This is a genomic window from Limnoraphis robusta CS-951, assembly GCF_000972705.2.
Genome location: NZ_LATL02000337.1, coordinates 17,045 through 42,058, shown reverse-complemented (window position 1 = coordinate 42,058; position 25,014 = coordinate 17,045). Strand labels below are relative to the sequence as shown.

At 41.7% G+C, this 25,014-nt stretch carries 12 protein-coding genes; 3 read left to right on the top strand and 9 right to left on the bottom strand.

Annotated features, from left to right (window positions below):
• Positions 1-313: 313 nt before the first annotated feature.
• On the bottom strand, positions 314-4,036 hold the full coding sequence (locus tag WN50_RS31220) for a glycosyltransferase (protein ID WP_082172591.1): 3,723 nt from the start codon (positions 4,034-4,036) through the stop codon (positions 314-316).
• A gap of 206 nt (positions 4,037-4,242) precedes the next feature.
• On the opposite strand from WN50_RS31220, the gene WN50_RS28415 reads away from it, so the two are divergent.
• The 3 genes from WN50_RS28415 to WN50_RS28405 all read left to right on the top strand — a co-directional run bounded on the left by WN50_RS28415 (position 4,243) and on the right by WN50_RS28405 (position 7,326).
• Complete coding sequence (locus WN50_RS28415) at positions 4,243-5,946, top strand: glycosyltransferase family protein (RefSeq protein ID WP_046279703.1); 1,704 nt, start codon at positions 4,243-4,245, stop codon at positions 5,944-5,946.
• Positions 5,947-6,001: 55 nt separating this feature from the next.
• Entirely contained in the window at positions 6,002-6,364 is a 363-nt protein-coding gene (locus WN50_RS28410) for a four helix bundle protein (RefSeq protein WP_046279704.1), read from the top strand.
• An 83-nt stretch (positions 6,365-6,447) separates the two neighbouring features.
• A complete protein-coding gene (locus WN50_RS28405; protein ID WP_046279705.1) occupies positions 6,448-7,326 on the top strand; it encodes a hypothetical protein in 879 nt (292 codons plus the stop codon).
• A 282-nt stretch (positions 7,327-7,608) separates the two neighbouring features.
• Here the strand turns inward: WN50_RS28405 and WN50_RS37025 are convergent, their stop codons facing one another.
• The 8 genes from WN50_RS37025 to WN50_RS28360 all read right to left on the bottom strand — a co-directional run bounded on the left by WN50_RS37025 (position 7,609) and on the right by WN50_RS28360 (position 24,864).
• Positions 7,609-9,735 (bottom strand): beta strand repeat-containing protein, encoded by a 2,127-nt coding sequence (locus WN50_RS37025; protein WP_046279706.1) that lies wholly within the window; start codon positions 9,733-9,735, stop codon positions 7,609-7,611.
• A 367-nt stretch (positions 9,736-10,102) separates the two neighbouring features.
• The gene (locus tag WN50_RS28395; RefSeq protein WP_046279707.1) at positions 10,103-11,344 is read right to left on the bottom strand and encodes a glycosyltransferase family 4 protein; all 1,242 of its coding nucleotides are present in this window, start codon (positions 11,342-11,344) and stop codon (positions 10,103-10,105) included.
• 61 nt (positions 11,345-11,405) lie between these two features.
• Positions 11,406-13,007 carry a sulfotransferase domain-containing protein gene (locus tag WN50_RS32960; RefSeq protein WP_072075656.1) on the bottom strand — a complete coding sequence of 534 codons (1,602 nt, stop codon included), beginning with the start codon at positions 13,005-13,007 and terminating at the stop codon, positions 11,406-11,408.
• 51 nt (positions 13,008-13,058) lie between these two features.
• A complete protein-coding gene (locus tag WN50_RS28380; RefSeq protein WP_049561492.1) occupies positions 13,059-19,355 on the bottom strand; it encodes a glycosyltransferase in 6,297 nt (2,098 codons plus the stop codon).
• Positions 19,356-19,419: 64 nt separating this feature from the next.
• Complete coding sequence (locus WN50_RS28375) at positions 19,420-20,964, bottom strand: class I SAM-dependent methyltransferase (RefSeq protein ID WP_046279708.1); 1,545 nt, start codon at positions 20,962-20,964, stop codon at positions 19,420-19,422.
• A 30-nt stretch (positions 20,965-20,994) separates the two neighbouring features.
• Entirely contained in the window at positions 20,995-22,449 is a 1,455-nt protein-coding gene (locus tag WN50_RS28370; protein ID WP_046279709.1) for a class I SAM-dependent methyltransferase, read from the bottom strand.
• Between the two features lie 108 nt (positions 22,450-22,557).
• Positions 22,558-23,964: an ABC transporter ATP-binding protein gene (locus WN50_RS28365; protein ID WP_049561488.1), complete on the bottom strand. Its 1,407-nt coding sequence runs from the start codon at positions 23,962-23,964 to the stop codon at positions 22,558-22,560.
• Between the two features lie 69 nt (positions 23,965-24,033).
• Positions 24,034-24,864, bottom strand: a complete 831-nt coding sequence (locus WN50_RS28360) for an ABC transporter permease (RefSeq protein ID WP_046281659.1) — start codon at positions 24,862-24,864, stop codon at positions 24,034-24,036.
• Positions 24,865-25,014 lie beyond the last annotated feature (150 nt).

Genomic DNA, 25,014 nt, shown 5'->3' with positions numbered 1-25,014 from the left:
AAATTAGGTTGCCTCTTGTCTTAGACTACCCTAGAGTGGGTCTACTACTCACAGAAATCTGAGTTATTCTCTAAAATTAACTAGACAGGTTTGAGGCAGTGTTTTCAGGATGGGGGTTGAGTGCGTAGGAAATCTCAGAACTTTGTTGGGTGGCGTCCTTCTCATTTTAGTATGGGTTTCCAAAAAATACAAACTGATCAAGATTTTCTCTTTTTGTGTCTTAGTATCTTTGTGGTTTTTCTTCTTAATTTTTCCCGAGTCGGGCTGAAAATTGGGTTGAGGTTTAACGCTTAAATTCTAAGTTTTCGAGTCGTTATCGGTTGAGGTTTTGTAACATGACTTCTAGCTGACTAACATAGGCTTGACTATCTAAAAAGGGCGGATTTTTTTTCAGGGTATTCTGAATTTTATGGCGGTATTGTTGGCGGAAGTTGGGCTGGGTTGCGACTGTTATACTGAGTTGAAGATAGGTTTCCTGAGTTTGGGTAATCAGTTCAGGAATTCCCAGTTCCTTTAACAAGGCAGCGTTTTGTCGGTGGCGAGGGGTTTGACCTTCGTAAACGATCGGTACAACGAGAGCGAGTAATGCTTCGACAATTGCTAGGGTTTCGTTACAGGGAAATAAGTCTAAATAAATATCGGCTAAACTCATATATTTTCTCAAGTCTGCCACTGAATTTAAGGGCTTGACCCTAACAAATCGTTTCCCATCTATTCCGGCTTGGCTGAGATCGGATTGGATGCGGTTGAAAACGGGGCTAATAATATTGTTTTGGGCTTCTTCTGAGGTTTGCGGAAGTAAGAGGATGATTGATTGTGGAACATTAACCAAGATTTGCATCAAAGTCTGTCTGAACTCTGGGGCGATCGCATTGAGTTTTCCACTGATGGCAAAAATTACGCTATCTTCGGTTGCTCCCCAACTTTGACGTGTCGGCTCTACCGTCGCTTCGGGTAACGTTGAGGGATAATTCCAACATAATCCTGATCCGTTGAGGCTGATCACTTGCTCTCGGTACTGTTCTGGTTCGGCTGAGGCTTGGGTGAGTTCTCCGGTGAGAATATAGTCGATGTGGCGAATTCCCGTTGTCAGTCCCGAGGTTGCGGTGATTAGTTGTTGGCGGGCGAGTCGATGTAATGCCAGTTTAAAAGTTTTGTTGGTTTGGGCGGTGACATCAGACGCGATTAACAAGAAGTCGAGGCAGTCTTGGCGGATGCGGGAAACAGCTTCCGTTAAGGCTTCTGGCAGTTGAATCGGCTGATTTATTGAGTTTGGACACAGTTGCCCCAAAATATCTTTTTCAATACTAAAAGTATACAGGATGAGTTTAAATTGTGTCAAGTCTAATTTTTTAAGAATAGGAATTATCGCAAAAGTATCGCTATTAAAGCCTATTTTTTCGATGAAAATTCCCAAACAAATTTTAGAATTATGGTACTTTTTCGGCGGAAAATCCTGTTCAATTCGATGACCTGTTTGTTTCAAGTAGGTTTCGATGATATCCGCACGATAACTGCATAAGGCTTTTAAATTCTGGGGGTGAGGACACAGTTTCCAAACCTCTCCTTGAGAAACTTGACTATAAACTGAAGCAATATGCAGCCAAACGGGATTTGTGGTATCCGTCATCAGGTGATGATAAACATATTTTAGTAAATTTTGCATGAACTCAACGAACTGTTCAATTTCGCCAAATTCTGGACAAACTCGAACTCCCCCAAATAAAAATTCCAGAAAATCTTTAAAGATATATTTAGGAATTAAAGCATTTTGATATTGTAGGGGAAGTTGATAAGCTTTTTGATAAAGCATGGCGGCTAAAACGACTTGAATTCCTGTCACTTCTTGAAATCCTTGAGCGACTTGTTGAGTTAATCGTCGGACAAAGATTTGTTCGGAGTTTGTTTGTTGTTCTTCGAGTAAACCACAACTGATTAAAGCACGATGAGTTTGACCCCAATCTCCTTGATAGGCTTGTTTGAGTTGGTCTATGGATAAGGTTAACCATCGTTGAGCGAGAATTTGACGAATTTGACGCAGATAGGTGGAAATTGATTGATCAAGCGGATTTTTTTGAGAGTTTTCGATCAGGAGTTGGGTTAAGGAAAAATACTCTGGAGATTGAGTCAGGATTTTTTGGAAAATCTGAGATTTAAAATCAGGGCTTAGAAAGTTATAAACTGGATCAAACAGGATCTTTTGATAAAGTCTTTGATAATCTTTGAGGTTTTGACCAGTTGAAATATTTTTTTGCGTTTGCTGTTGGGCGTGAATTCTCAAACTCGAAAGGGTTTGATTGACAAAACCGACTTGATATTTTCCCATAATTCTCAACCACAAATCTACATCTAAAAGTTGATGAAGGTTGGGATCAAAACCGCCGATTGTTTCAAAAACCGCTTTGGGAATTAAAACGGTAGTGGGTTCACCAATTTTGTTGAGTTGTCCTTTCAAACAGTTAGGATCAGATAATAGCTCTTTCCCCCACTGAATGGGTTTGAGGTTTGACCATTTTTGATGGAGATCTTTACCTCCATTTAAAGCGGCTTGACAGGTTGGGTTTGATAGAGAATTAGCAGCAATGAACACTCGCCTGGGGGAGAAGACTAAACCCATTTCTGGATCTTGTTCAGCCAGATTCACCAGGGTTTCAATACATTGAGGTTCGAGTAAATCATCTTGAAATAAAAACTTGATATATTTTCCTTTTGCTTGGGAAATGGAGAAGTTCAAATTTTTCACTAAGCCATAGTTTACATGAGAGAGAATCAAAAACGGGAAAGCGGTTTTTTGTTTGAAGGCTTCAGCAATTTCTAGGGTTTTATCAGTTGATCCGTCATCAGAAATCAGGATTTCTAAATGAGGATAGGTTTGAGATAACGCACTATTCAAGGCTTCGGAAAGAAACGCTTCTCCGTTGTAGGTCGGAATGATTAAACTAACGAGAGGAAATTCAGGGCGGCTTTGCAGGGTTGAGGGAGAAAAGGTTGAGTTAGCTTGAACTTTTGTTGGCGGTTTCGGTTGTTGAGTTTTGAGTTTTTGAACTGCACTTAAGTTGAAAATATCTGAACTTCCGGTGAGATACGCCAAACGGGAATAGTCGAAGTTGTAATACTGTTTAATTAGGCGAGATTTTTCAGAATCTCCCAAGAGGTTAAAGAAAGTCTCTAAACTTAAATATCGATGGGGTGAACGTTCAACTTTTAAGGCTTGTCTGGCGATTAAAAAATCAGCTAAACGCGGTTCGAGTTGTTCACCGGATTCTAGACAGTCGGGAAATATTTTCAGTAAGTTTTCGTAAACGTCTTGACAGAAGTATCGTTTTAAGATTTGAGACAGTTCAAAGTTGTGACGAATAACGGTTTCGGGTTTGATTCCACTAATATTAGACGGATGAACTCGATAGTTTACTAAAGGTTCAGGTAAGATATAAAGTTCGTATTTCATGCAAAATCTTACCCAAAAGTCAAAGTCAGGAATTTGTCGGAAGCGAGAGTCATATAAACCGACTTTTGAGTAACAGTCTTTGCGAATCAGGGAACTGGTTTGACAGAGACAGTTATCTTTATTGAAAAAGCTGTTCAGCCATTGAAAGCGACTACGGTTAGCCTGAAAAAATACAGTATCTAGAAAAGAGTTTGACGGAGGTAATATTTCCCCTTGACTGTTAATGAGCTGAGGATAACTCAAAACCGCCTGAAATTCCGGATGTTCATCTAAAAATCGAACTTGTTTTTCGAGCTTGTACGAAACAAAGACATCATCAGAATGAAGAATGGCTATGAACTCGCCCTGGGATTGTTCAATACCATAATTAGTGGCTGCACTTTCGCCTTGATTTTGTTCCAAGCTAAACAGTCGAATTCGAGAATCCTTTTTGTCTAAAATTTTCTCAAGGGTCTGATCCGTAGAGGCGTCATTGACAATGATCATCTCAAAATCTTGATAGGTTTGAGCAAGAACACTATCAAGCGCTTGAGAAATATAGGCGTCTTGATTATAAGTCGGGATAACAACAGAAACTCGTGGCATCATTAAGCGAGATAAAGTTTAAATAGAAATCACCGTTTAAAGTCAATCTTCGTGTCTTTGTGTCTTAGTGGTGAGTGTGTCCCCCCGTCAGGTACTCCTAGAACTTGTCAATCTGGAAAAAAGACATCAAGTTTATGATACAGTAAATAGAGTTCAGTTCAGTTTCAAGGATTTGAGCGAACATTGCGCTGAGTCTGGCTGTTAAACGAATGAATACAAATGTAGCTAGCTCCCCAACTCGAGAAGAAGAACGTTTAGATCCGTTCTCTCAACCTTCTGATTTGCTCTGCTTGTTACCTGCCAATGCTCAAGTCATTGTTGAAGTCGGATATCAAACAGGAACAACCGCAAGTCAGTATCAACAAATTAACCCTCACTGTTCCTATCTCGAAATTGTATCAAATTTAGAAACGGTTGAAGTCGAGCAAAAATTTGAATATCTCCCCGTCGGAATAACATCAGGAACGGTTGATTGTTTGGTCTATGATAATAGTCTACCGTTTATGAAAAATCCGGCTAAAATTCTCCAGCATCAAACCCATTGGTTACACTCAGATGGAGAAGTAGTGGCTTGTATTCCGAACGTCCAGTATTGGCGGAAGATTGTGGGTTTGTTACAGGGAAAATGGGGAATAACAGAGGATCAAACATTATCTCAACTCGAGCAATTACCTCAACAGGAATTTACTCTAGAAAAAATTCAACATTTGTTTCAATCTGCGGGACTGCAAATTTATGAAATCCAAACTAGGGGACAAAAAGATGAGGAATTTCAACAGTTTTTACAACTCATTCAACCGATCATTCAAGCCTTAAATTTAGACGTCAATCGTTTTGCAACTCAAACAGCCGCCCAACGCTATTTAATTCGAGCAACTCGTTCCTTGAAACCCCTCCGTCGCTTACTGATTCAAACGGTAATGATGGCGCCAACTGCTTGCGATCGCCTGCGTGTTTTAGAACCGGATCGTTTCACTCAAACTCAACCGGGAACTCGTGCGGTTTCTGGAGTCAAATCTTTTCCGACAGTCGCACCAATACCGGGAGAAGAAAAGGTGATAATATGGCAGAGAGCAATTATGTCTTATCAAGATTATCTGCCTAAATTAAGACAGTTACTGCAAGAAGGTTATCTGATTATTGCTGAAATTGATGATAATCCCCTGCGACGACGAGAATATGCAGAAAATCGTTATTTAAGTTATCGAGGATGTCATGCTGTACAAACCTCAACGGAAGCTTTAGCAGTTTTTTTACGACAACTTAATCCTCATGTTGCTGTCTTTCAAAATCAACTGGCTTATTTACCCCCTCCGCGAATTGATCAAGGGGAAACTGTGACGTTATTTTTTGGGGCGTTAAACCGCGAAAAAGACTGGAAACCGATTATTCAGGCGTTAAACCGAGTCTTAGCGAAACATCAAAATAAAGTCCGAGTTAAGGTGATTCATGATCGCTTGTTTTTTGACTCCCTAGAAACGCCTCACAAAGAATTTGAAGCCTTTTGCAGTTATGAACGGTATCAAAATATTCTGCATACTTGTGATGTTGGATTATTACCCTTGGCTGCTACACCCGTCAATTTAATGAAATCTGATTTAAAATTTCTAGAATGTGCAGGTCATGGGGTTGCGGTTTTAGCCAGTCCAACGGTTTATGAAAAATCGATTATCCAGGGAAAAACGGGATTAATTTATCGTACAATTAAACAGTTTGAAACGCAACTCGATGAATTAATTGTTAATCCGACAGTCCGACAACAACTCGCCGCGAATGCCTATGAATGGGTGAGAAATCATCGTCTACTTTGTCAACATTATCCCAAACGACGAAGTTGGTATTTGCAAATGCGCGATCGCTTACCGGAGTTAAATCAACAGTTACGCCAGCGTGTACCGGAATTGTTTATCTAGGGGAACAGGGAACAGGGAACAGGGAACAGAAAATAGTCCATTAAGAGGTTTTTAAATGTCCCAAATTAATGATTTTAAAGACTTAAAGATTTGGCAAAAAGGTATAGATATAGCTGAAAAGTGTTATTTTTTGACTCAAGTCTTCCCTAAACATGAGTTGTATGGGATGGTACAACAAATCAGAAGATCTTCGGCATCTATTCCTGCTAATATAGCAGAAGGTTATGGTAGAAGATCAACGGCGGAGTATATTAGATTTCTGAATATTGCTCAAGGTTCAATTAATGAGTTAGAAACTCATCTGATTTTATCTGAAAGAGTTGGACTATGTAACCAAGCCAATATAGAATTGATAACAACTATTCTCCGAGAAGAAAGTCAAATGATTATTGCTCTTATTAAGAAGTTAGAACATTGACTCCTGTTCCCCGTTGTCTAAATTTGTAACTATTCCCCACTCCCTACTCCCCCCTGTTCCCCGTTCCCTTATTTCTTAATATTATGCGAATTTTATTTACTCTTCCCCATTTTTACAAAGCCACAGACGAAGGAAAACACGCTTCCCTCAATAAAGATCCTCGTCCCCGGATGATGGCATTAGGTATGGCGTTAACAGCGTTGCGGGGGTTGTATAGCCAGTCTCAATGCACAATTGATATTGCTAAATGTGTTACCCTTCCGGCTAACGAAACCAACAGAAACGAGATTGATATTGTGATTTGTACCACCCAAAACGCTCATTTATTAGCCCATCTTCCGTTTCCTGCGGGAAGTTACAAACATCATCAAACTCAAGCTGAACCGATGTTGTTGGGGTTTGAATGTCAAGCGGTTTTACGAGAGGGTTTGGGTAAGTACGATTATTATTGCTATTTAGAAGATGATTTAATATTACATGATCCTTGGTTATTTGTCAAGTTAGGTTGGTTCACTCATCATGCAGGAAATGGATGTTTATTGCAATTAAACCGCTATGAAATTTCTCCGAATGGTAAAGTCGCCAAAGCTTATGTGGATGGCGATCTTTTACCTCATCTAACGGCTAAGTTTCAAAATGTACAGGAAAAACCGCAATTTGTGGGAAAAGTCATGGAACAATCTGTTAAGTTTCAACGGGCTTTAAACCCTCATTCTGGGTGTTATTTTTTAAATGCTGAACAGATGGAATATTGGGTGAAACAACCCTATTTTTTAGACCGAGATTGTAGCTTTGTGGGGCCGTTAGAAAGCGCGGCAACATTAGGAATTATGAAAACCTTTAAAATCTATAAAGCGGCTCCCAGTCATGCTAATTTTATGGAAATTCAACATTTTGGCTCAAGTTTTTTGAATTTAATTGGTAAACAAGTTAAATTTCAAAATCCTGAAACTAGCGATTAAAATCCCTGTCTGAAAGTCAGTTTGCCATTGTAGTCAGTAAAGGCAAAAGGCAAGAGGCAAGAGGCAAAAGGCAAGAGGCAAAAGGCAAAAGGCAAGAGGCAAAAGGCAAAAGGCAAGAGGCAAAAGGCAAGAGGTAATCGCAGCGTTCATGCAAAATTTGGGAGGAATTTAAAGTGCTACTCTACCAATCGGATTTGGTATCCCAACTCAAAAAACAATAGGATGAGCAATGCCCATCCTACTTAATTTTATTGAGAATTCCAGAGAACGCGCCTCATACGTTTAGATAAAGGTAACGTCAGTCCGAGACAAATCAGGGCCACGTCCATCGACTAAACTAAAGCGAGCGACAGTCGTAGCAGCATCAGGACCGAGACCATCTGGATCGTACTGTAAGATACCGCCTTGGCGTTGGTAAACGAGAACTCCTGTATTGATTTCTGCCCGTACAACACCAGTGACGGTACTGGTTCCAGAGGCTAGGTAAGTTTGAGTAGGACTCAGTTCAATTAACTCATCGTCGTTCGGGCGTCCAGTGGAAGCAAAGTTGAAGCCACCATTGGTAGTTGCACCCCGACGAGTAAAGACTAACTTATCAACGCCAACAGTGAAGTCCCCAATCAAGTCACCTATCGTGCTTGTTGCTCCGCTACTTTGGAAGACTTCATCTTTAAACTGATAGAAGAAGGAATCGCTTCCCTCTCCACCAACTAACGTATCTCCAAAAGAAGGCCCACCTGTAACAGGGTCGGAGTTGAAGCTACCTTGGAGGGTATCATCTCCATCTTGACCAACGAGAGAGTCATCGCCCTGGCCACCGAAGAGGAAGTCATTTCCACCCCCTGCTACAATGGTGTCATCTCCAGCACCGATAAATGGCAATGCTTCGGTATTGTCACTGGTAATACCTACAATCGTACCGCCACGCAGGATATCATCACCCGCACCGCCTCGGATACTGTCATCCCCTATACTACCGTTAATCACGTTGTCGCCCAAGGTGTCAAACAGAACAAAAACTTCACCTTCTGGGGCTTGATTCCCTTCAAATTGATAATTGGCAGTAATGTTGTCATTTCCTTCCAGGTTTGCGGAGTCTGTGAGTAAGACATCACTGGTGGAATTGAGGGTAATGGTGTCGTCTCCGGAACCGCCCGCAAAGGTATTGATTAAACCGGTTGCGGTTGCAGCTTGAGACGCGCCACTCAGGATGTCATTACCTGCACCGCCAAACAGACTGACTTCGAGTGAAGTGGTTGCAGTTCTAACGAAGCCAGAACCATCGAGGGTGTCATTGCCGTCTCCGCCATCCATCAGAGTGAACAAGCCTCTGAGGAGGTCATCACCGCCACCCCCAAGCATGAAATCGCTCTCAAAAGCGGCTGTCAGGGTGTCAGCGCCTTCACCGCCATCGAGGGTACTTTCTCCGGCAAAACCCGGTAAACTGCTGAATACACCTTGAGCGGTGAGGACATCTGAGGTCATTGTCATCAGACTGTCATCCCCATCGCCCCCAAAGATGGAATCCTGGACAGCGAAACTTTGGATCGTGTCGCTACCCGCGCCACCGTTAAACAGGTTACTACCTTCGCCAAATAAGCCAATACCGCCTCTGAGGAGGTCGTCACCATCGCCCCCTTCAAGGGTTGTCCGGCTGATACCGACAGTAGAGGCTGCTGCCGATGTTCCGCCGATCGCAGTCCGTTGTTCGATGCGGTTTTGGATAACGACAATATCATCACCCAAATCACCACCGACGAAACTGTTGCTACCGACCCCAACAATGGAGTCGTCATCTTGACCCCCGTAAAGGCTTTCAGATTCACCTGTACCAAAAATCGTGTCGTTACCAAGGTTTCCTGCAACGAAGTTACGACCTTGGTTAACGCCTGCAATTTGAGATCCGATGGAAATGCCGATGTTACTGCCACCGCCAGTGGTCGAGAACCCGATCAGGTCGTTGTCTTTACCGCCATAGATGGAGTCACCGCCCTGGACACCCCCTAAGATGGTGTCATTCCCCTCGTTTCCGAACTGCAAGTTGTTGACCGACAGGGCGATCATAAAGTCTCGGTCAGCGCCCCCGTACAGGGTAGCTGTTGAAGTAGCGGTTAGGGTATCGCGACCGTCATCGCCAACTGCTGTTGAGACGTTTTCGACAATCAGAGAGTCATTACCTTGACCCCCGAAAAGTGTATCGTTAGGGCCTCTACTGGTGAGAATATCGTTGTCTTGGTTGCCCTCGATTTGACTGCCGCCCAAAGTGGCTGAGAGAATCGTATCATTGCCGATTCCCCCCAAAACAGTATCCGGTTTCACCGCCACTATCGAATTTTGATCCCAAAAATTAGGACCCGAGCCGAGTATTTCGTCAAGTCTTGTCGGATTACCGATTGGTTGTGATGTCATTGATTTTTCACTCCTCCGCAATCATGTCAATAAAACCATTGGGACTACAGACACTGCCTGAGACACCATACTTTGTTCGGCAGTAGTTTAACCTTTCCGCCCTCAGCAAGTCTAGTGCCTGACAACCAGTTCTGTCTACTGGCTGTCGGTGACTGTTTATACGGCAGTAGTTTACCTTAAATGTTTTCAAACTTGACCTTCCTCTAAGTGTCTGCTAATCACTTCTCTATAAAGTTATGTCGAGTACCCAACCGTTCTAGACGCAGTGGGTTTGCGAATGGTTCCAGTTGATCCTCTGTCATCCCCTCACATTACCCCTGGACGCTTAGACCACCGTAAGGCGAATGAACACACGGATGCTATGCACTCAATTTCCAAGCCGGAGAACGCTTAAGGAACGATTTGCCACGTCCTGAATCAGTTTTAACTGTTGGGGTAACAGTTTCGCTAAATCATAGCGTTCTAAAGCCGTTTGGCGTGCTTTGAGACGGATTTCAGCCATGTGGTCTGGGTGATCGAGGACTTCACAGACCCGATCGGCGATCTGTTTGGGGGAGAAAAAGTCTACTAATAAACCGTTTTCGCCATCGCGAATCACTTCCTTGACCGGCGGCGTATCCGAACCCACCACTAAACACCCCGTAGACATCGACTCAATCATTGACCAGGACAGCACAAAGGGTCGCGTTAGATAGATATGGACGTCAGATGCTTGAATCACTTTTAAATATTGGCCGTAAGGCAATGGCCCGACAAAATGAATTCGCGATAAATCCAAGGGAATTCTCTTGAGCATATGCTCTTTGTAACTGACCCCATCGGGTAAGGATTTGCCATAACAAACCCGTTCCGAACCCACCACCACCACATGACAGTTAGGCCGACGCTCCTGGATATACGCCACTGCTTCAATAAATTCCGGAAAACCTCGATAGGGTTCCATTCCTCGGGCTACATAAGTCACCAGTTCCTCTACACCTGATAAATCGCAGTTGGGAAGAACCAGTTTTGCTCCCGGATCGGGTTTAAAGTAGCTGGTATCGACGCCATCATGGAGAACGGAGATTTTGCTTTGCAGTTCCGGGGGAAATTGCGCTCGCTGCCAATAGGTGGGAGAAAGTCCCCAGTCGCAGGTGTACAAATCGACCAGGATCGGAGTATTTTTAATCCGAATTCGGGCCATATCATCAACGGTTAGGGGATCGGCGGGGTCAAAATCTGCATCCGATCCTTTACTGTGATAGAACCATTCAAAATAACACAGTAGGGGAACATCGGGAAAGGCTTCTTTGACAAACAGCGTTGGCCCCCAACCGGAATGACCACAGATGACGTCAGGGACAAACCCTTGGGCTTTCAGTTGTTCGGCCATTCTAAATACACCCTGTCCATGCAACACGGCACTTTCTAGGGCGCGGACATACTGATGGGTTTGGGGACTGGCATCGCGAGAGGGTTTAAATAGGGCTTTGCGAACTCCGGGAATGTTCCACTCGGGACGCTCATTTTTCGTCCCAAACACAACTTGATTTTTCGGATCAGCTCCTAATGCGGTGATAATATGACGATATTGAGCAGGAAAGTTCGGATGCAAAAATAAGGCTCGCATGATTCATGTAAAATGGGTTTTTAAGATTACTACAAACTTCAGCAGATCACAGAGAAATTCATTAAAATTCGGCGGGCGCTCGACACACCCAAACACAATCTCTCGGAACGGATTGAGTATCTTTTAATAGAATCTCATAGTTGAGATGGGTGAGAAATTTTTCCATTATTGAGTCGGTCATCACTGAAAATGCCGTTCCATGTCGGCGCCCCAATAAGTTCTTATCCCAATCACTTAGAAATTTCTTCCATCCCAATTCACTTAAAACATTTGTATGGTGAAAAAGACAGAGGCGATCGCCCCGCATCAGCCGAGGAATTTGGGTGAGATAGTTAAAGATATCTCGCGGTTCTATATGCACCATCGTATCGTAGCAGAAACAGACATCAATTGAACCTGAGTCAACACCTTCTAAGCTTAAACCATCCAGTTTGACATAGCTGACTCGTTCTTCCCCTAAGCGATCGCGGGTTGCTTGCAACATTCCTTCGGAGATATCTGCACAAACTACGTTTTGACAATATTTTAACAGTAATGCGGCGGTTTTTCCGCCCCCTATTCCAATTTCTAAAACGGTTTGATGGGGTTTAATATAAGGCGTAATAAACTGGTTTTCAATTAACGCCTCATATTCGGCTAAAGTTTGAGCGGCACCTGCGGCTAACCCGATCCATTCATCGCCGGGATAAATATATTCAGAGTCGGTACTCTGCCAATTTTTAACATAGTCATCCCAAGCCCCTTCATAATCAATTTTCGACTCGTTCATCATCGGTTTTTTGATTTGGGTAGTAGACAAAAATAAGGGAGAAGAATTCATTTCTCTCGTCTGTTCTCTCAAGAAGTTTTCGGATTCCGATTTTGGCGTTGATTCTTCGACTTTCCATTCAAACGCTTCACCGATTAATTCTACCAGTTTTTGATTATGCGGTTGAAAGTATTTTGAGAGTTTATCTCGGACTTTTTGCGGGGCGGATGGATACTCTCCGACATTATATTTTTTGTAATTCAGCAGTTGAAAACGGGGTAAATTGAGAAAATCAAACACTTGATTGAGGATCTCTGGAGATTGGCTCGAAAAGTCTTCGCTTTTGAGGATTAAAAACTGTTCTCGCGGAAAGAAATTCATCCAGTTTTCCAGTTGTTCGATATAAATTCCTCGGGAAAGATAGGAATAATGTTGATGGTTATAACTATAATAATTTTCATCGGCTAGGATTTTTTCGGTTTCTCCCAGAAGACGATTATGTTCTTGGCTAATGGCTTCTTCTAAGGATAACATTTCATAGCCTAAATTAACTTCCCAATAGTAATGAGAAATCGCTCGATCTATAGGGTTTCTCAGTAACACTATAAATTTCATGTGTGGAAAGTGATTATAAACCCGTTGAGGAACACCAGGATGAAACAGATAATAAGGGGTTCCTTCCCCGGTTAGCAAGAGTTTTCCATCGGCTGTTGAGGGAAATTGAGATCGATACCAGTCTATTCCCTTGTGATAGTGTAAGGTAAAAAAATGAACTTCTTTTTGGGTTGCAGGTAAAATCTGAGGATGCTGACACAGATGGTTATACAGGGAGTTTGTTCCGCCTTTTTGTGTTCCTAAAATGATAAAATGAGGCGGTTCAATGCGTTCAGATGGATTGATATTTTGGGGGTTCAAGTTTTTCTCCTGACTATTTTTTCGGTAACAATTTAGCTTTAAACATCGTTGCTAAAATTTCTTTGGGCGCAAGATACACAAACAGAAATCAGATTCTAAACCCCCCGGAATTTCCATTAAAATTTCTTCAAATTCTAGCAACAGTCGAACTATCGTTTCTCCCTTGGGTTCTCCCGGTAAGAGTTGAACATGATTTAACAAGGGATAAAGCGGATGTAAAATTCCGCCCCCAAAAGGATTATAAACTTCGATGTCGAAATAATATTCAATAAAGGGTAAAATTAACTTAGAGCGAACGGCTTCCGAGGGGTCAGTATTAAAGACTTGATAAATGGTTGGGTTGATAAATTCGCTTTGCAGTCCTGAACGCAAGAGTTCGTTAAAGCAAGCATACAAACGATTAATTAACTCAACTTTTTTTCGGTTGTAAATACAGTAGTTATCGCCGATATATTCATTGACGATAAAATACCCTTCAGGATGCAAAGAACGATGAACAATTTCTAAAAATCGCTCTAATTCTTTGACATGATGCAATGAACCAGAACAAAATGCAATATCGTATTTCTTCCCACTATCGAGGCTAAAGGTATTAAAATCATCGGTGTAGAAGTTAACTTTAACTCCGGCAATTTCCGCCCGACGTTTTGCCATTTCTAGGGATGCTTCCGAGAAGTCAAACGCATCAATACTGCGGGCAAAGTTTGCTTGTGCGAGGGTGACTTCATGGTTTCCCATTCCACATCCCAAGGACAACAAATTATTAAAGGTTCTTCCGGCAAAATAATCTTCAATTAACCATCGTAACCAATATTTATTTGTTTGACCGCCTGACATTCGCTGATGAATAACATCCTCAATAATGGGGTTTGATATCCATTCACTCGCACTCGCCGCAGTCGGGTTTGCTTCCCAATAACTTTTATCTTGAGTGGGTTTTGTGGGTTGTGAAACGGCTTCAGGTGTTGACACAGGTTGAATAAATTCTTGGGGGGGAAGCGTTTGATGAGGATGGGGGTTAATAAAGTAAGCTTCCTCAAAAATTTGCTGGTATTCCTGGGTCATTTCCTCGAAACTATTTAACGAGGCGAGAACATATTTTGCGTTATCCGCGAGGTGTTGACGTTCCGACTCATTATCGAGAAGTTTAATCAAATTTTTGGCTAATTCTTCGGGTTTATCGGGAGTGTAAAATAAACCATTGACTCCCGGTTTAACTTGTTCGGAAATGCCAAAAACGGGAGTAGTAATAATGGGTAAATTATACGCCATTGCTTCGAGAATAACTCGCGGATAACTCTCAATACGAGACGTACAAACAAAAATATCGGCAGCTTGATAATATTTCGGGGTTTCAGGCGTTTCAGGAACGATGGATATTTTAGACTGTAAAATCGGCGGGAGGTGCTTGACTAATGTGGTCAGTTGTGTACTATAAACACTCGGGCGATCGCCAACAATAAAACAACGAATGCGGCTATAATATTCTGGGGGTAATAATGCTAAGGCTTTGACTAAATCTTTCTGACCTTTGCGTTCACAAACGGTTCCAAGTAATAGAATGACAACTTCGGAAGCTTTAATTTGTAGCGCTTCTCTGGCATCTTTGCGGTTCCATTGTTCAGCGACTAATTTAAACCGTTCCACATCCATTCCATTGTGAATAACGGTAAAATTGTGATGACTATTTAAAGGTAAATAGGTGTTTCTGGTTGCATCCGCCACAAAAATAATTCGATAAGGATAGCGGAAACATTCTAACGCTCGGGCGGCTATTTCTCCCCCAAACCCATTAAAATAAGTTTGCCAAGCTTCGCTTTCGTGAACATTCCAAACGGAAGGAACCCCCATTTTTTGGGCGCAGTCTACCATGAAGAAGTTTTCTAAAGTATTCGCATAAACGACATCATAACAATTGAGTTGTATTTGTTCAGCAAAATCTTGGAGGGCGAGGTCATATTGTTCCCGTTGATAGATGTTAATTAAAGGATGGTCTTGTACAATAACCGGAATACCTTTTTGTTCATAAGCTTCGCGCAACGGCCCATCATTGACACAAAAAATAACAGGTTCTATTTTATCCTGTGCGGCTAATTGTACAGCAATTTCATATTGATGTAGGGGTGCGCCTGTATATTCTAAAGCGTTGCTACACATCAACACTCGGGGTTTAATTTTTACCTGAGAAGTTTGTATATTAAACCGTCGGGGTTGAACGTGGAACCATTCGTTAGCGAGGGATAAATGATGGCTGTAATAAGGGTCAATTTTATCGGCATATTTCTGACGGAAATTCGCCACTTCTTTCGGGTCATCTTTAAACCCTCGGGAGGTTCCTTCTTTGTGTAATAATTCCGCTTCGGCACAATAAACGCAGCGATAATTATTTTCTGTTAAACGATAGCCGTAGTCCGCATCATTATAAGCAACAGCGAAGTTTTGTTCATCAAAACCACCCAAGTCTAAAAACAGTTGACGAGGCGTTAATAAACAAGCCGCAGTTACCGCAGAATAGTTCCGCACAACTTTAGAATAAGCCAAATATCCAAAATAGTCTCGATGAGAGAGTTTAACCGCATGCCCCGCCAATTTGTGGTGTAACCCGTGAATAATTCCGGCGTGTTGAATATGGTCATCGGGGAAAATTAATCGCGCCCCTACCGCCGCAACTTTTTCTAGCTGAATATACCCCATCATCTGACTCAACCACTGGGGAGAAAGTATCTCGGTGTCGTTGTTTAAAAAGAGAACATATCCAGTTTTAACCTGTTCAACCGCCCGGTTATTTATCGCTGCAAAGCTAAATTTACCGTTAGAATTGGCAACTTTGAGAATCGATATTTTAGGTTGAGTTTCAGCCTGAGAAATCCAATCAAAATATTCAAGGGTTTTCGGGTCGTCGCTTTCGTTATCAATAATCAGAACTTCATAGTTTTGATAAGTCGTTTTTTCTAACAACGATTTTAAACAAGCTTGCAATAATTTTAGCTGATTTTTCGTGGGAATAATAACGGTAACAGACGGCCCATTATCGGGGAATTCATGGGAAAAAATCCCCAAACTTTGTTCAACCGCCCAACGAGGTTGATACACATTTGACTCAATTTCTCGACGGTTTAACGCATCTTGAACCGCTTGGCGACCTGCTTCAAAACTCGCAGGTTTAGCGGCGCCTGAAATTGCCGTTGAACCGGGAGCCGTTCGCCAGTGATATAATACCAAAGGTAAATGAGCAATATGACGAGTATTTTCTGTGATTCTCAGGGCTAAATCATAATCCTGCGAACCTTCAAATCCTAATCGCATTCCTGACACTTCTTCAAACAGTTTGCGTCGCAGAACTAACGCATGACCCATATACATATAAGATAGGAGTAATTCCGGCGACCAGTCTGGTTTAAATTGAGGTGCAAATCGTTTTCCTTGGGTGTCAATTTTGTCGTCATCGGTATAGAGAACGTCGGTTTCAGGATGTTCAGCCAGGTAAATCGCGATTTCTCCTAACGCATTCGGCGTGAGTTCGTCGTCGTGGTCAAGTAATAAGATAAATTCACCAGTGGCGAGAACTGCGGCGGAGTTGGTCGCGCGACTAATATTGCCATTTTCTGGGCGAAAAATCACCCTGATTCGTTCATCTTCTTGGGAAAATTTATTCAGCGTTAGGGCGATTTGGGGGTTGGTACTGCAATCATCAGCGATGCACAATTCCCAGTTAGAATAAACTTGGTTAATTACACTTTCAATGGCTTTTTCTAAAAATTCTATCGGGGGATTATATACAGGCATCACCACCGAAATTTTTGGCAATTTTTGCGCCGAATAAGTTTGCAGTCGAGTTTGTAAATGGTCTAAACTGCGTTGTGTCCATTGGTTCGCACTCAACCAAGCGTCGTAGGGGTCGATGGGTTTGGGGAGTTCAAAGCCGGGAGGCAGAAGGGCGAGGTCTGTCGTCGCTTCGGTTTTGCGGTACATCAGCCGCGCTTGGCGAATAATAGCAGGAATTTCGCCAGGTAGGGGAAGCAGGCGTCCGAGGCGTTGCTTGCGTTCGGCGGCCCGTTGACGAATAGCAGCAACAAATTCTGATAATTGTCGCATTTTGGCCGAACTTTGGGCGGAGAGTCCATAACGCCTTACCGTCAAGGGCTGGCTGAAGGGATAAGTAACGGTTTCTCCGGTTTCTAACTCGGCTTCTAACCTCATAGGCCACTGACCAACGGGAACATCCATCAGCGCTTCAAACCCACTATTTGCACTTCCGGGCCAGTCGGGAAAGACTTCGCCCACGTCCCGACGTTGCAACCCATAGGCACATTGCATCGAACGTTCGCCACAATATAAAGTGAGTTGAGTAATGCGATATTCGGGATGACAACACCAGCCTGCAAATAGAATTTGTCCGGGTCGTTGTTCGCCAGGAGATGGAACATCTAGGGAGGCTTGGATGGGGCAAACTTGCAGGGAATAGGTCGCAAATTTTTGCCATTTTCCGTTGCGATTTTGCAGTTCTAAATGGACTTTTTGATTGCCAACTTTCAGGGGAATTTCCAGGCGAAATCCGCAATTTTGAGCGGCTTCTATCCAATCAAATTGTTGGGCAACATCCAAGCGTTCAATCCCATAAACCCCGGTAAACGTTTCTGATCCTATTTTAGCACGAATTCCGGTAAAATTACGTTTTCCCGTGTGGAAACACCAGCCTTCAATTTGGGTAAATGTGTCACCATTGCCGATAAATTCCCATTGTGTCGGAGTCTCGATGTAATGGATATATTCGGCTTTGAGTGTTCGACGAGAAAAGCGTTTAAAGTCAACCCATTTTTCTCGAATTTTCCAAAGTTTAGACGATTTTATCGCGTTAACTTCGCCTTGGGTTTGCACGAGTTCGAGTTGAGTTTTACCGAGTTCATTTTCGAGGCTATAAATTTTGTTTAGGGATTCTTGAAAACGGGCTTGAGATGCTAACAAACTTTGCTGAAGTGTCGCCAAATGATATTTATTTTGATTGAGTTGAGTTTCGGTATGGGCGAGTTGGCTTAGGGTTTCCTGGTATTGAATTTGAACTTGTTCTAATTGTCCTTGGGTTTTGCCGAGTTCCGTCTCGGTTAACATCAACTTCTCAGCCGCTTCTTGAAAGTTTTTTTCTAAGTTTTGGGCGTGTATTTCTGTCCCCTGTAACTGAATTTGTGTTCCTTCGAGTTGTTGTTGGGTTTTGCCAAGTTCTTCTTCGACAGTGGTGAGTTTTTTAACGGCTTCTTTGCGAGTATTTTCGGCGGTGTTCGCTTTCAGTTGGGCTTGACCGAGTTCTTCTTCTGTGGTAATCAGTTTATCGAGGGTTTCTTGATAACGAATTTCTACGCCATCAAGTTGCAGTTGGGTTTGACCCAGTTCGGTTTCAGTTTTTACTAATTTATCAACCGCTTCTTGAAATTTATCTTGCCATTGTTCAATATCTATTTTTAACTGGTCGTTTTCTTGGGTTAATATTTTTTTGTCTTTTTCTAACAACCGCACCTGTGACCAATCTTTAAAGACCCAAGTTAATGAGCTAGACTGGTTTAAAACTTGTGACTCTACCGGAGTTAAGCCGCGACTGAGATTTTCTGCTAAGGCTTCGATTTGTAGATACAGGTCAATAGAATCAGGAAAACAATGTTTAATCAGTTGGGGTCGCGGAGTGGCTAAAATATTATCAACTAATAAATAAGGATCAAAATTATCTTCAGGAGGGGAGGGTAAATTCAGGTTAAATTTAGAATTAAGTGCTTGAACAAAGTCTTGCGGTTTTGTCCCAACTTTATAGACATTGACTAATAAACTATTTTCTGGATTTTCTCGATAAAAATTGAGAATTTTTTTGTTATAATGTATCCACATCTTAACGGCTAATTCGGGGGATTTAATTAGCGTTAAATCGGTAGAACGACGGTAAAGGGAATCAACAACTTCCCAAGGGGAACGATAAACAAAAACAAAATGTGCTTCGGGTAAAATTTCCTGCCAAAACTCCAAAAACAAAGTGGTTCTGGGGTCTTTCCATCCCCAAGGATGTTGAGAATCTTGGTTGTGTTGAATTAAACTCTGAGCTTGTTCAATCTGTCGGGAATTTAGGGAAATATTCGACTGAAAGGTACAACCCAACTCATCAATATTATGGTCATGTAAAATCGCCTTGTGAAATTCGACAAAATCAATATTTTCAAAATGTCCTTTCACATTCCCATAGTTCGCCCCAACGAGCCGTTTGCCAATATTCACCCCCAAACGTTCTAGTAAAGATGCCGTTAGGGAAGTTCCAGAACGGTGCATTCCAGCAACAATAATCGGTGAGTTACGGTCTGATTTATCCATAGTTTTGTCGGTGGTTTTTCAAAAGTAGTTAATAATCCTTTTTTCTCCCTCAAATCTTGATCTCTTAATCTTGAGATAAACCCATAGCACGCCTCAGTTTAAACCATTTTGCCCTCAATTTCCAAAATTTACTACTTTCCATTGCCTGAATGCGGTTTTGTGCCTGTTCTAACAAAGTTTGCTTTGATTCCAGTTGCCATTGACATTGACCCAGTTCCGTTTCAGTCTGTGAGAGTTTCGCTTCACATTGTCTAAGTTGAGCCTGCACAAAGTCAAGTTTTGCTTCCGTTTGCAAAAGTTGGGCTTGAGTTTTCCCCAATTGTCCATCAGTTTCAGCTAGTTTAGCCTCAGACTGTTCGAGTTGATTTTGGGTTAAGTTTAATTGTTTCTGAGACTGATTGAATTGTACCTGTAGATGTTGCAGTTGAGTTCGCCATGAAATAAGATGGGTTTGCCATTGCGTTTGAGAAATGAGGGATTTGACAAAACCTGTTTCAATAATCCACTCCAAACCCGCAGGATTAACTGCTCGAATTAAAAGAATATCTTCCGGTGAAATCTGATGACTATTAATTTCACAACACCAACCTGAGTTTAACGCTTCTTCTTGGTGAAAATGTTCAACTAAATCGGGTCGTTTGATTGTCGGTTGACACTGTTGAATCAGTTGATTATTCACTAACATTTGAATCGTTTTGACCTGACTCCCCGGATTCAAATCAACCGCCCAACCTTCTAAATAAAGATTACCATTCGGTTGAATTTGGCAAGCATCCAAATACCCAAGCGGATGATAACTAAAGTTTAATTCTGTAAATTGATCATGTTTTTTGGGAGTAACAGCATACAAATCTTGATAGTTACTCAATCCTTTTTTTACCCGATAAATCGTCGCTTTATTTTGACTGACTTTATCGATTAATTCGTGAATGTAGGTTGCTGTAACGTAGGTTGTGCCGTACTCATTCCGGTCAAGATATTGACTCTCACTACTTTCAGTTGAAAAGACAATTCCTGACGGTAACATCTGCACATGGGACGGCATAATTGCCTCATCTAATACACTGAAAATTAGCAAACCTTCCGGCGTTAAAAGGTCATAAAGTCGCTGCATCCAACGGGTAAAGGTTCGCTGCGGCATATGGCTAAAAAACGACCCCGCATAAATACAGTCAAATTTTTGATCACTTGGATAATCTTCCGGTTCACGAGTGGAAATAATGCCATTCACCCCAAAGATTTCCATCTGAAATTTAACCGCATTGGCATAAATATCAGACACCCAAACATTTTCGGGAGGGATTTCTTGAATTAAAAATCGCGTCGAACGTCCATAACCACAGGCAAAATCGAGGAAAGAAGAAACTTGAGCAAAACTGCCAAAGTGTGCATTAATAATTTGTCGAATCGAATCAATAATAGATCGTCCTAATAGATAATAATAGACTAAAGCGTGATCGCTATTACGGTCTTCAGACTCATCCAACTGATACAAATACATTTCATCATCGGCTGCAATTTCCGGCTGAAAAGTTTGCGGCGAATGTGCTAAATGTTGTGTTACCGTTTGAACAATTGGGTTGTTTTTAACAAAGCGATTAGTTTCCATAGTTGTAATGTTGAATGTTGGATAATTGCTCTATTTAGTTGGATTTTTTGGGATAATTCCTAAAGTTTGTTTGAGTTTAAGCCATTGGGTTCTCAGTTGCCAAAACTTGCTACTTTCCATCGCTTGAATGTGATTTTTTGATTGTTCTAGCAGAAATTGACTAGATGAAAGTTCCAACTGACAGTCACCCAGTTTAGCTTCTAGTTGTGTTAATTTATCTCTCGCTTGGGCTAGGGTATATTCTGTTAATTCGAGTTGAGATTGTGTTTCTTGGAGTTTACTTTCACGCTGCTTTAACTGATTCTGCGTTTCTAAAAGATCATCTCGCCATCGAGTTCTAACCATCATATTTTTAACAGTTTCTACAGCAATAATCCATTCTAGTCCAACTGTGTTAACTGCTTTAATAATAATAATATCTTGGGGTGAAATTTTACCCGAATCTATCGAACAATTCCATCCAGAATTTAAAGCTTGAGAGGTTTTAAAATGTTCAACTAAATCAGGACGTTCTTGACTGGGTTTACACTGTTGAATGACTTGGTTATTGACAATCATTTGAATCGTCTCAACACAACCTTTAGGGTTACAATAATCTACCGCCCAGCCTTCGAGTTGAATGTCTCCGGTTGGAGTAATATTACACCCATCTAGATAACCTTCTGGATAATATTTAAAGTCTAAGGCGGTAAAGTCTCGATTTTGCTGAGGCGTCACCAAATATAAATCTTGATAGTTACTGAGTCCTTTAGGAATGCGAAAAATAGAAGCTTTATTTTGACTAACTTTCTGAATTAACTCTCGAATAAAAGCTTCTTTAACATAGGTTGTACCATAGTCATTTCGGTCAAGAAATTGACTTTCACTACTATCCGAAGAAAAAAGAATTCCCTCTGATGGCATCTCGATAGCCCCAGGTAAAATTGCCTCATCTAATACACTAAAAATGAGCAATCCTTCAGGATTTAATAAATCATAGAGTTGCTGCATCCAAGCTTTAAACGTTCGGGGCGGCATATGACTAAAAAATGACCCGGCATAGATGCAGTCAAATTTTCGTTCGACTTGATAATCTTCAGGTTCAAGCGTAGAAACAATACCATTCACCCCAAAATATTCAGTTTGAAACCTCACCGCATCCGCATAAATATCAGAAGCCCAAATCTTTGGTGCAGGCATTTCTTGAACTAAAAACCGCATAAACCGACCATATCCACAAGCAAAATCCAAAAAGGATGAAATCTGTTCAAAACTGCCAAAATATACGTTAATAATCTGTTGGATAGAATCAAATAATGTCCGACCTAAACTATAATAATTAACCAAAGCTAGATCAAAATTTTGATATTCTAATTCATCCAACTGATACAAAAACATCTCATCTGCGGCGGCAATTTGAGGCTGAAATGTTTGAGGAGATCGAGCAAAATGCTGAATTAAGGTTTCAACAATCGGATTATTTTCAACAAAACAATTGACTTCCATGTTCACTGTTTCCTGAAAAAAGGTGCGGGTTTATAAAGGTTATTTGTTAGAGACAGATATTTGTTCGGAACCCGCCCCAACATTAACCGAATTTTAGGTTAAGATATTTTAAAGATATTGTTGTATTTCTTGCTCCTGTTCGATTTGACCCGAAGTGACGGTTAATTTTGGCTCAACGAGCAAATCTACAACTCCAGTACCGCAAGAACTCTCACAAGGTTGAACTCTAAACATGGCAACATCAATACATCGATCAAGATAAGTAAATTCACCCTCTACAATTCCTGAAACTCCAGCATTTAAAAAGTAAACATCCGGTGCGAGTAAACATTTAAACCTGAATTCTAACACGAGTTGAGTACCGGGGGAAATGTGTTTAATAAATTGGGAGGTCGCGAGGAAAGAAGCCCCTGCAAGTTCAAACCCACTGATGGTTTTGACTAACATTCCAAAGCGGACGTGTGAAGCGGCTTTTTGAAATTCTACAGTGTAGGAATAGATGTAATCATTTCGAGCAATGATATGATTCACTCGTTCCCCTTTAGGGGTGGCAATATGAGGATCAGTAATGGTTGCGCCACGAGAGGGATATTGAATCGGATGATCGGGTGCTAATTTCGGGTCATAATAGTCATAATAATCAGCTTGTTTAGATTCAGTTTGATGTTGATTCGCTTGGCTGCGATGATACTTTTTCCACTCAACCTTTTGAAAGACTTCCTGGGGCTTAAATGAAGCTTTGAGATGGCGAATTTCCTCTCGCAATCGTTCCGATTCTGTCGCATCAGCGTAGATCATTTTTTGATATTTTGATATAATCATTTTGGGGCTATGTTCTAACAGTATTTCACCCCGATCCATCAAAATTGCTGAGTCACAAAGTTGAGTAACCGATGAAGCCGCATGAGAAACAAATAAAATCGTTCCGCCTCGATCTTGGATTTCATGGATACGACTAAAACATTTGCGTTGAAAGGCTTCATCCCCAACAGAAAGGGCTTCATCCACCACTAAAATATCGGGTTCAGAACTGGTTGCCACCGCAAACGCTAACCGCACATACATTCCGCTAGAATAGGTTTTAACGGGTTGATTGATAAAGTCTCCAATATCGGCAAACGCGACAATTTCTTCAAACTTTTGTTCGATTTCCTGGTGTTTTAATCCCAGGAGTTGACCATTAAAAAAGACATTTTGCCGTCCCGTAAATTCCGGGTTAAACCCACTACCGAGTTCTAACAAAGCCGACACTCGACCCTGAACTTCTACGTTGCCATTAGTAGGAGTGAGAGTGCCTACAATAATTTGCAACAGCGTACTTTTTCCCGAACCATTTCGACCAACAATTCCTAGCGTTTGCCCTTGATAAACTTGTAGATTAATCTCTCGTAACGCCCAGAAATTCTCAGCGAGTTGCTGACGCGGCAAAAAAATCTCTTTAAGTCGGTCAACCGGATGTCGATACCGCTTAAAACACTTGGAAACGTGATTAACTGAAATTGCAATTTCGGACATTCGTCGTTTACTAGCTACCGAGATATCGTAATCCGTCAGTGAGGTGAGGTCGGAAGAAGACAGTCATTGCTACAAAACATCAGCAAAAGCTGGACGCAAACGTTTGTAGACCCACACGCCTCCATAAAATATAATGATAGAGACGATTGTTGCTGTAGCAAGTTCTCCCCCGTGTTGAATCTGACCCTTGAGTACAATATCACGGTAAGTCTCAGCGATCGCTGTAATCGGATTCAACCAAAACACCCAAACCTGCCACGCTTCTGGAATTTTAAAGGCAGGATAAACAATGGGAGTCGCATAAAACCAGAGATTGAGAATCACGCCTAAACTTTGAGGAATATCTCGCAAAAAGACCGTTAAACCTGCGGTTAAATATCCTAAACCTGCGGTGAGGAGAAGTTGCGGAATCCACACAAAAGGTAACAGCCAGAGACTAACAGCAGGTTCAGGAATAATAATCAAAACCAAGGTGATTAAAGCAACTAGCCCAAAGGTACTTTCAATAAACGCTGAACAAATCGGTACCAGAGGAAGCAGGCCCAATGGAAACACGACTTTTTTAACTAAGTTGGGCTGTCCCACAACACAAGTCGCGGCTTGCGTCAGTCCATTGGTAAAGGCTAACCAGGGTAACAATCCTGCAAACAACCACAACCCAAACGCCAGTTTATTGTCCGCCGGAACCCCTTGTATATTCAATTTAACTTGTAAGACAATTGAAAAAACATAGGTAAAAATCAGCAATTGCACAAGCTGATTAAGCAGTGGCCATAAATTCCCCAAAATAGAACCTTTATAGCGGGCTTCCAAATCTCGCCGTACTAGGGTAATCAGTAGGTTCAGTTTGATCGACCACTGACTCTCTAGCAATTGTCGGCGGAGGACAACGCTTTTCATAGATCTGACCAATTTCTGTTTCCTCGTCCACTACACACCACGACTAGATTATCCTCAAACCCGTTCCTTGAGCTTACACCCGGAATCAGCTAAAAGGGAAAACGACCAGCATTTTGGCTTAGTCTATAAGTGTGCCATATCAGGGCAACT

Coding starts and splice junctions, on each gene's coding strand:
- WN50_RS31220 (WP_082172591.1), bottom strand. CDS start 4,036: ATGATGCCACGAGTTTCTGTTGTTATCCCGACTTATAATCAAGACGCC.
- WN50_RS28415 (WP_046279703.1), top strand. CDS start 4,243: ATGAATACAAATGTAGCTAGCTCCCCAACTCGAGAAGAAGAACGTTTA.
- WN50_RS28410 (WP_046279704.1), top strand. CDS start 6,002: ATGTCCCAAATTAATGATTTTAAAGACTTAAAGATTTGGCAAAAAGGT.
- WN50_RS28405 (WP_046279705.1), top strand. CDS start 6,448: ATGCGAATTTTATTTACTCTTCCCCATTTTTACAAAGCCACAGACGAA.
- WN50_RS37025 (WP_046279706.1), bottom strand. CDS start 9,735: ATGACATCACAACCAATCGGTAATCCGACAAGACTTGACGAAATACTC.
- WN50_RS28395 (WP_046279707.1), bottom strand. CDS start 11,344: ATGCGAGCCTTATTTTTGCATCCGAACTTTCCTGCTCAATATCGTCAT.
- WN50_RS28380 (WP_049561492.1), bottom strand. CDS start 19,355: ATGGATAAATCAGACCGTAACTCACCGATTATTGTTGCTGGAATGCAC.
- WN50_RS28375 (WP_046279708.1), bottom strand. CDS start 20,964: ATGGAAACTAATCGCTTTGTTAAAAACAACCCAATTGTTCAAACGGTA.
- WN50_RS28370 (WP_046279709.1), bottom strand. CDS start 22,449: ATGGAAGTCAATTGTTTTGTTGAAAATAATCCGATTGTTGAAACCTTA.
- WN50_RS28365 (WP_049561488.1), bottom strand. CDS start 23,964: ATGTCCGAAATTGCAATTTCAGTTAATCACGTTTCCAAGTGTTTTAAG.
- WN50_RS28360 (WP_046281659.1), bottom strand. CDS start 24,864: ATGAAAAGCGTTGTCCTCCGCCGACAATTGCTAGAGAGTCAGTGGTCG.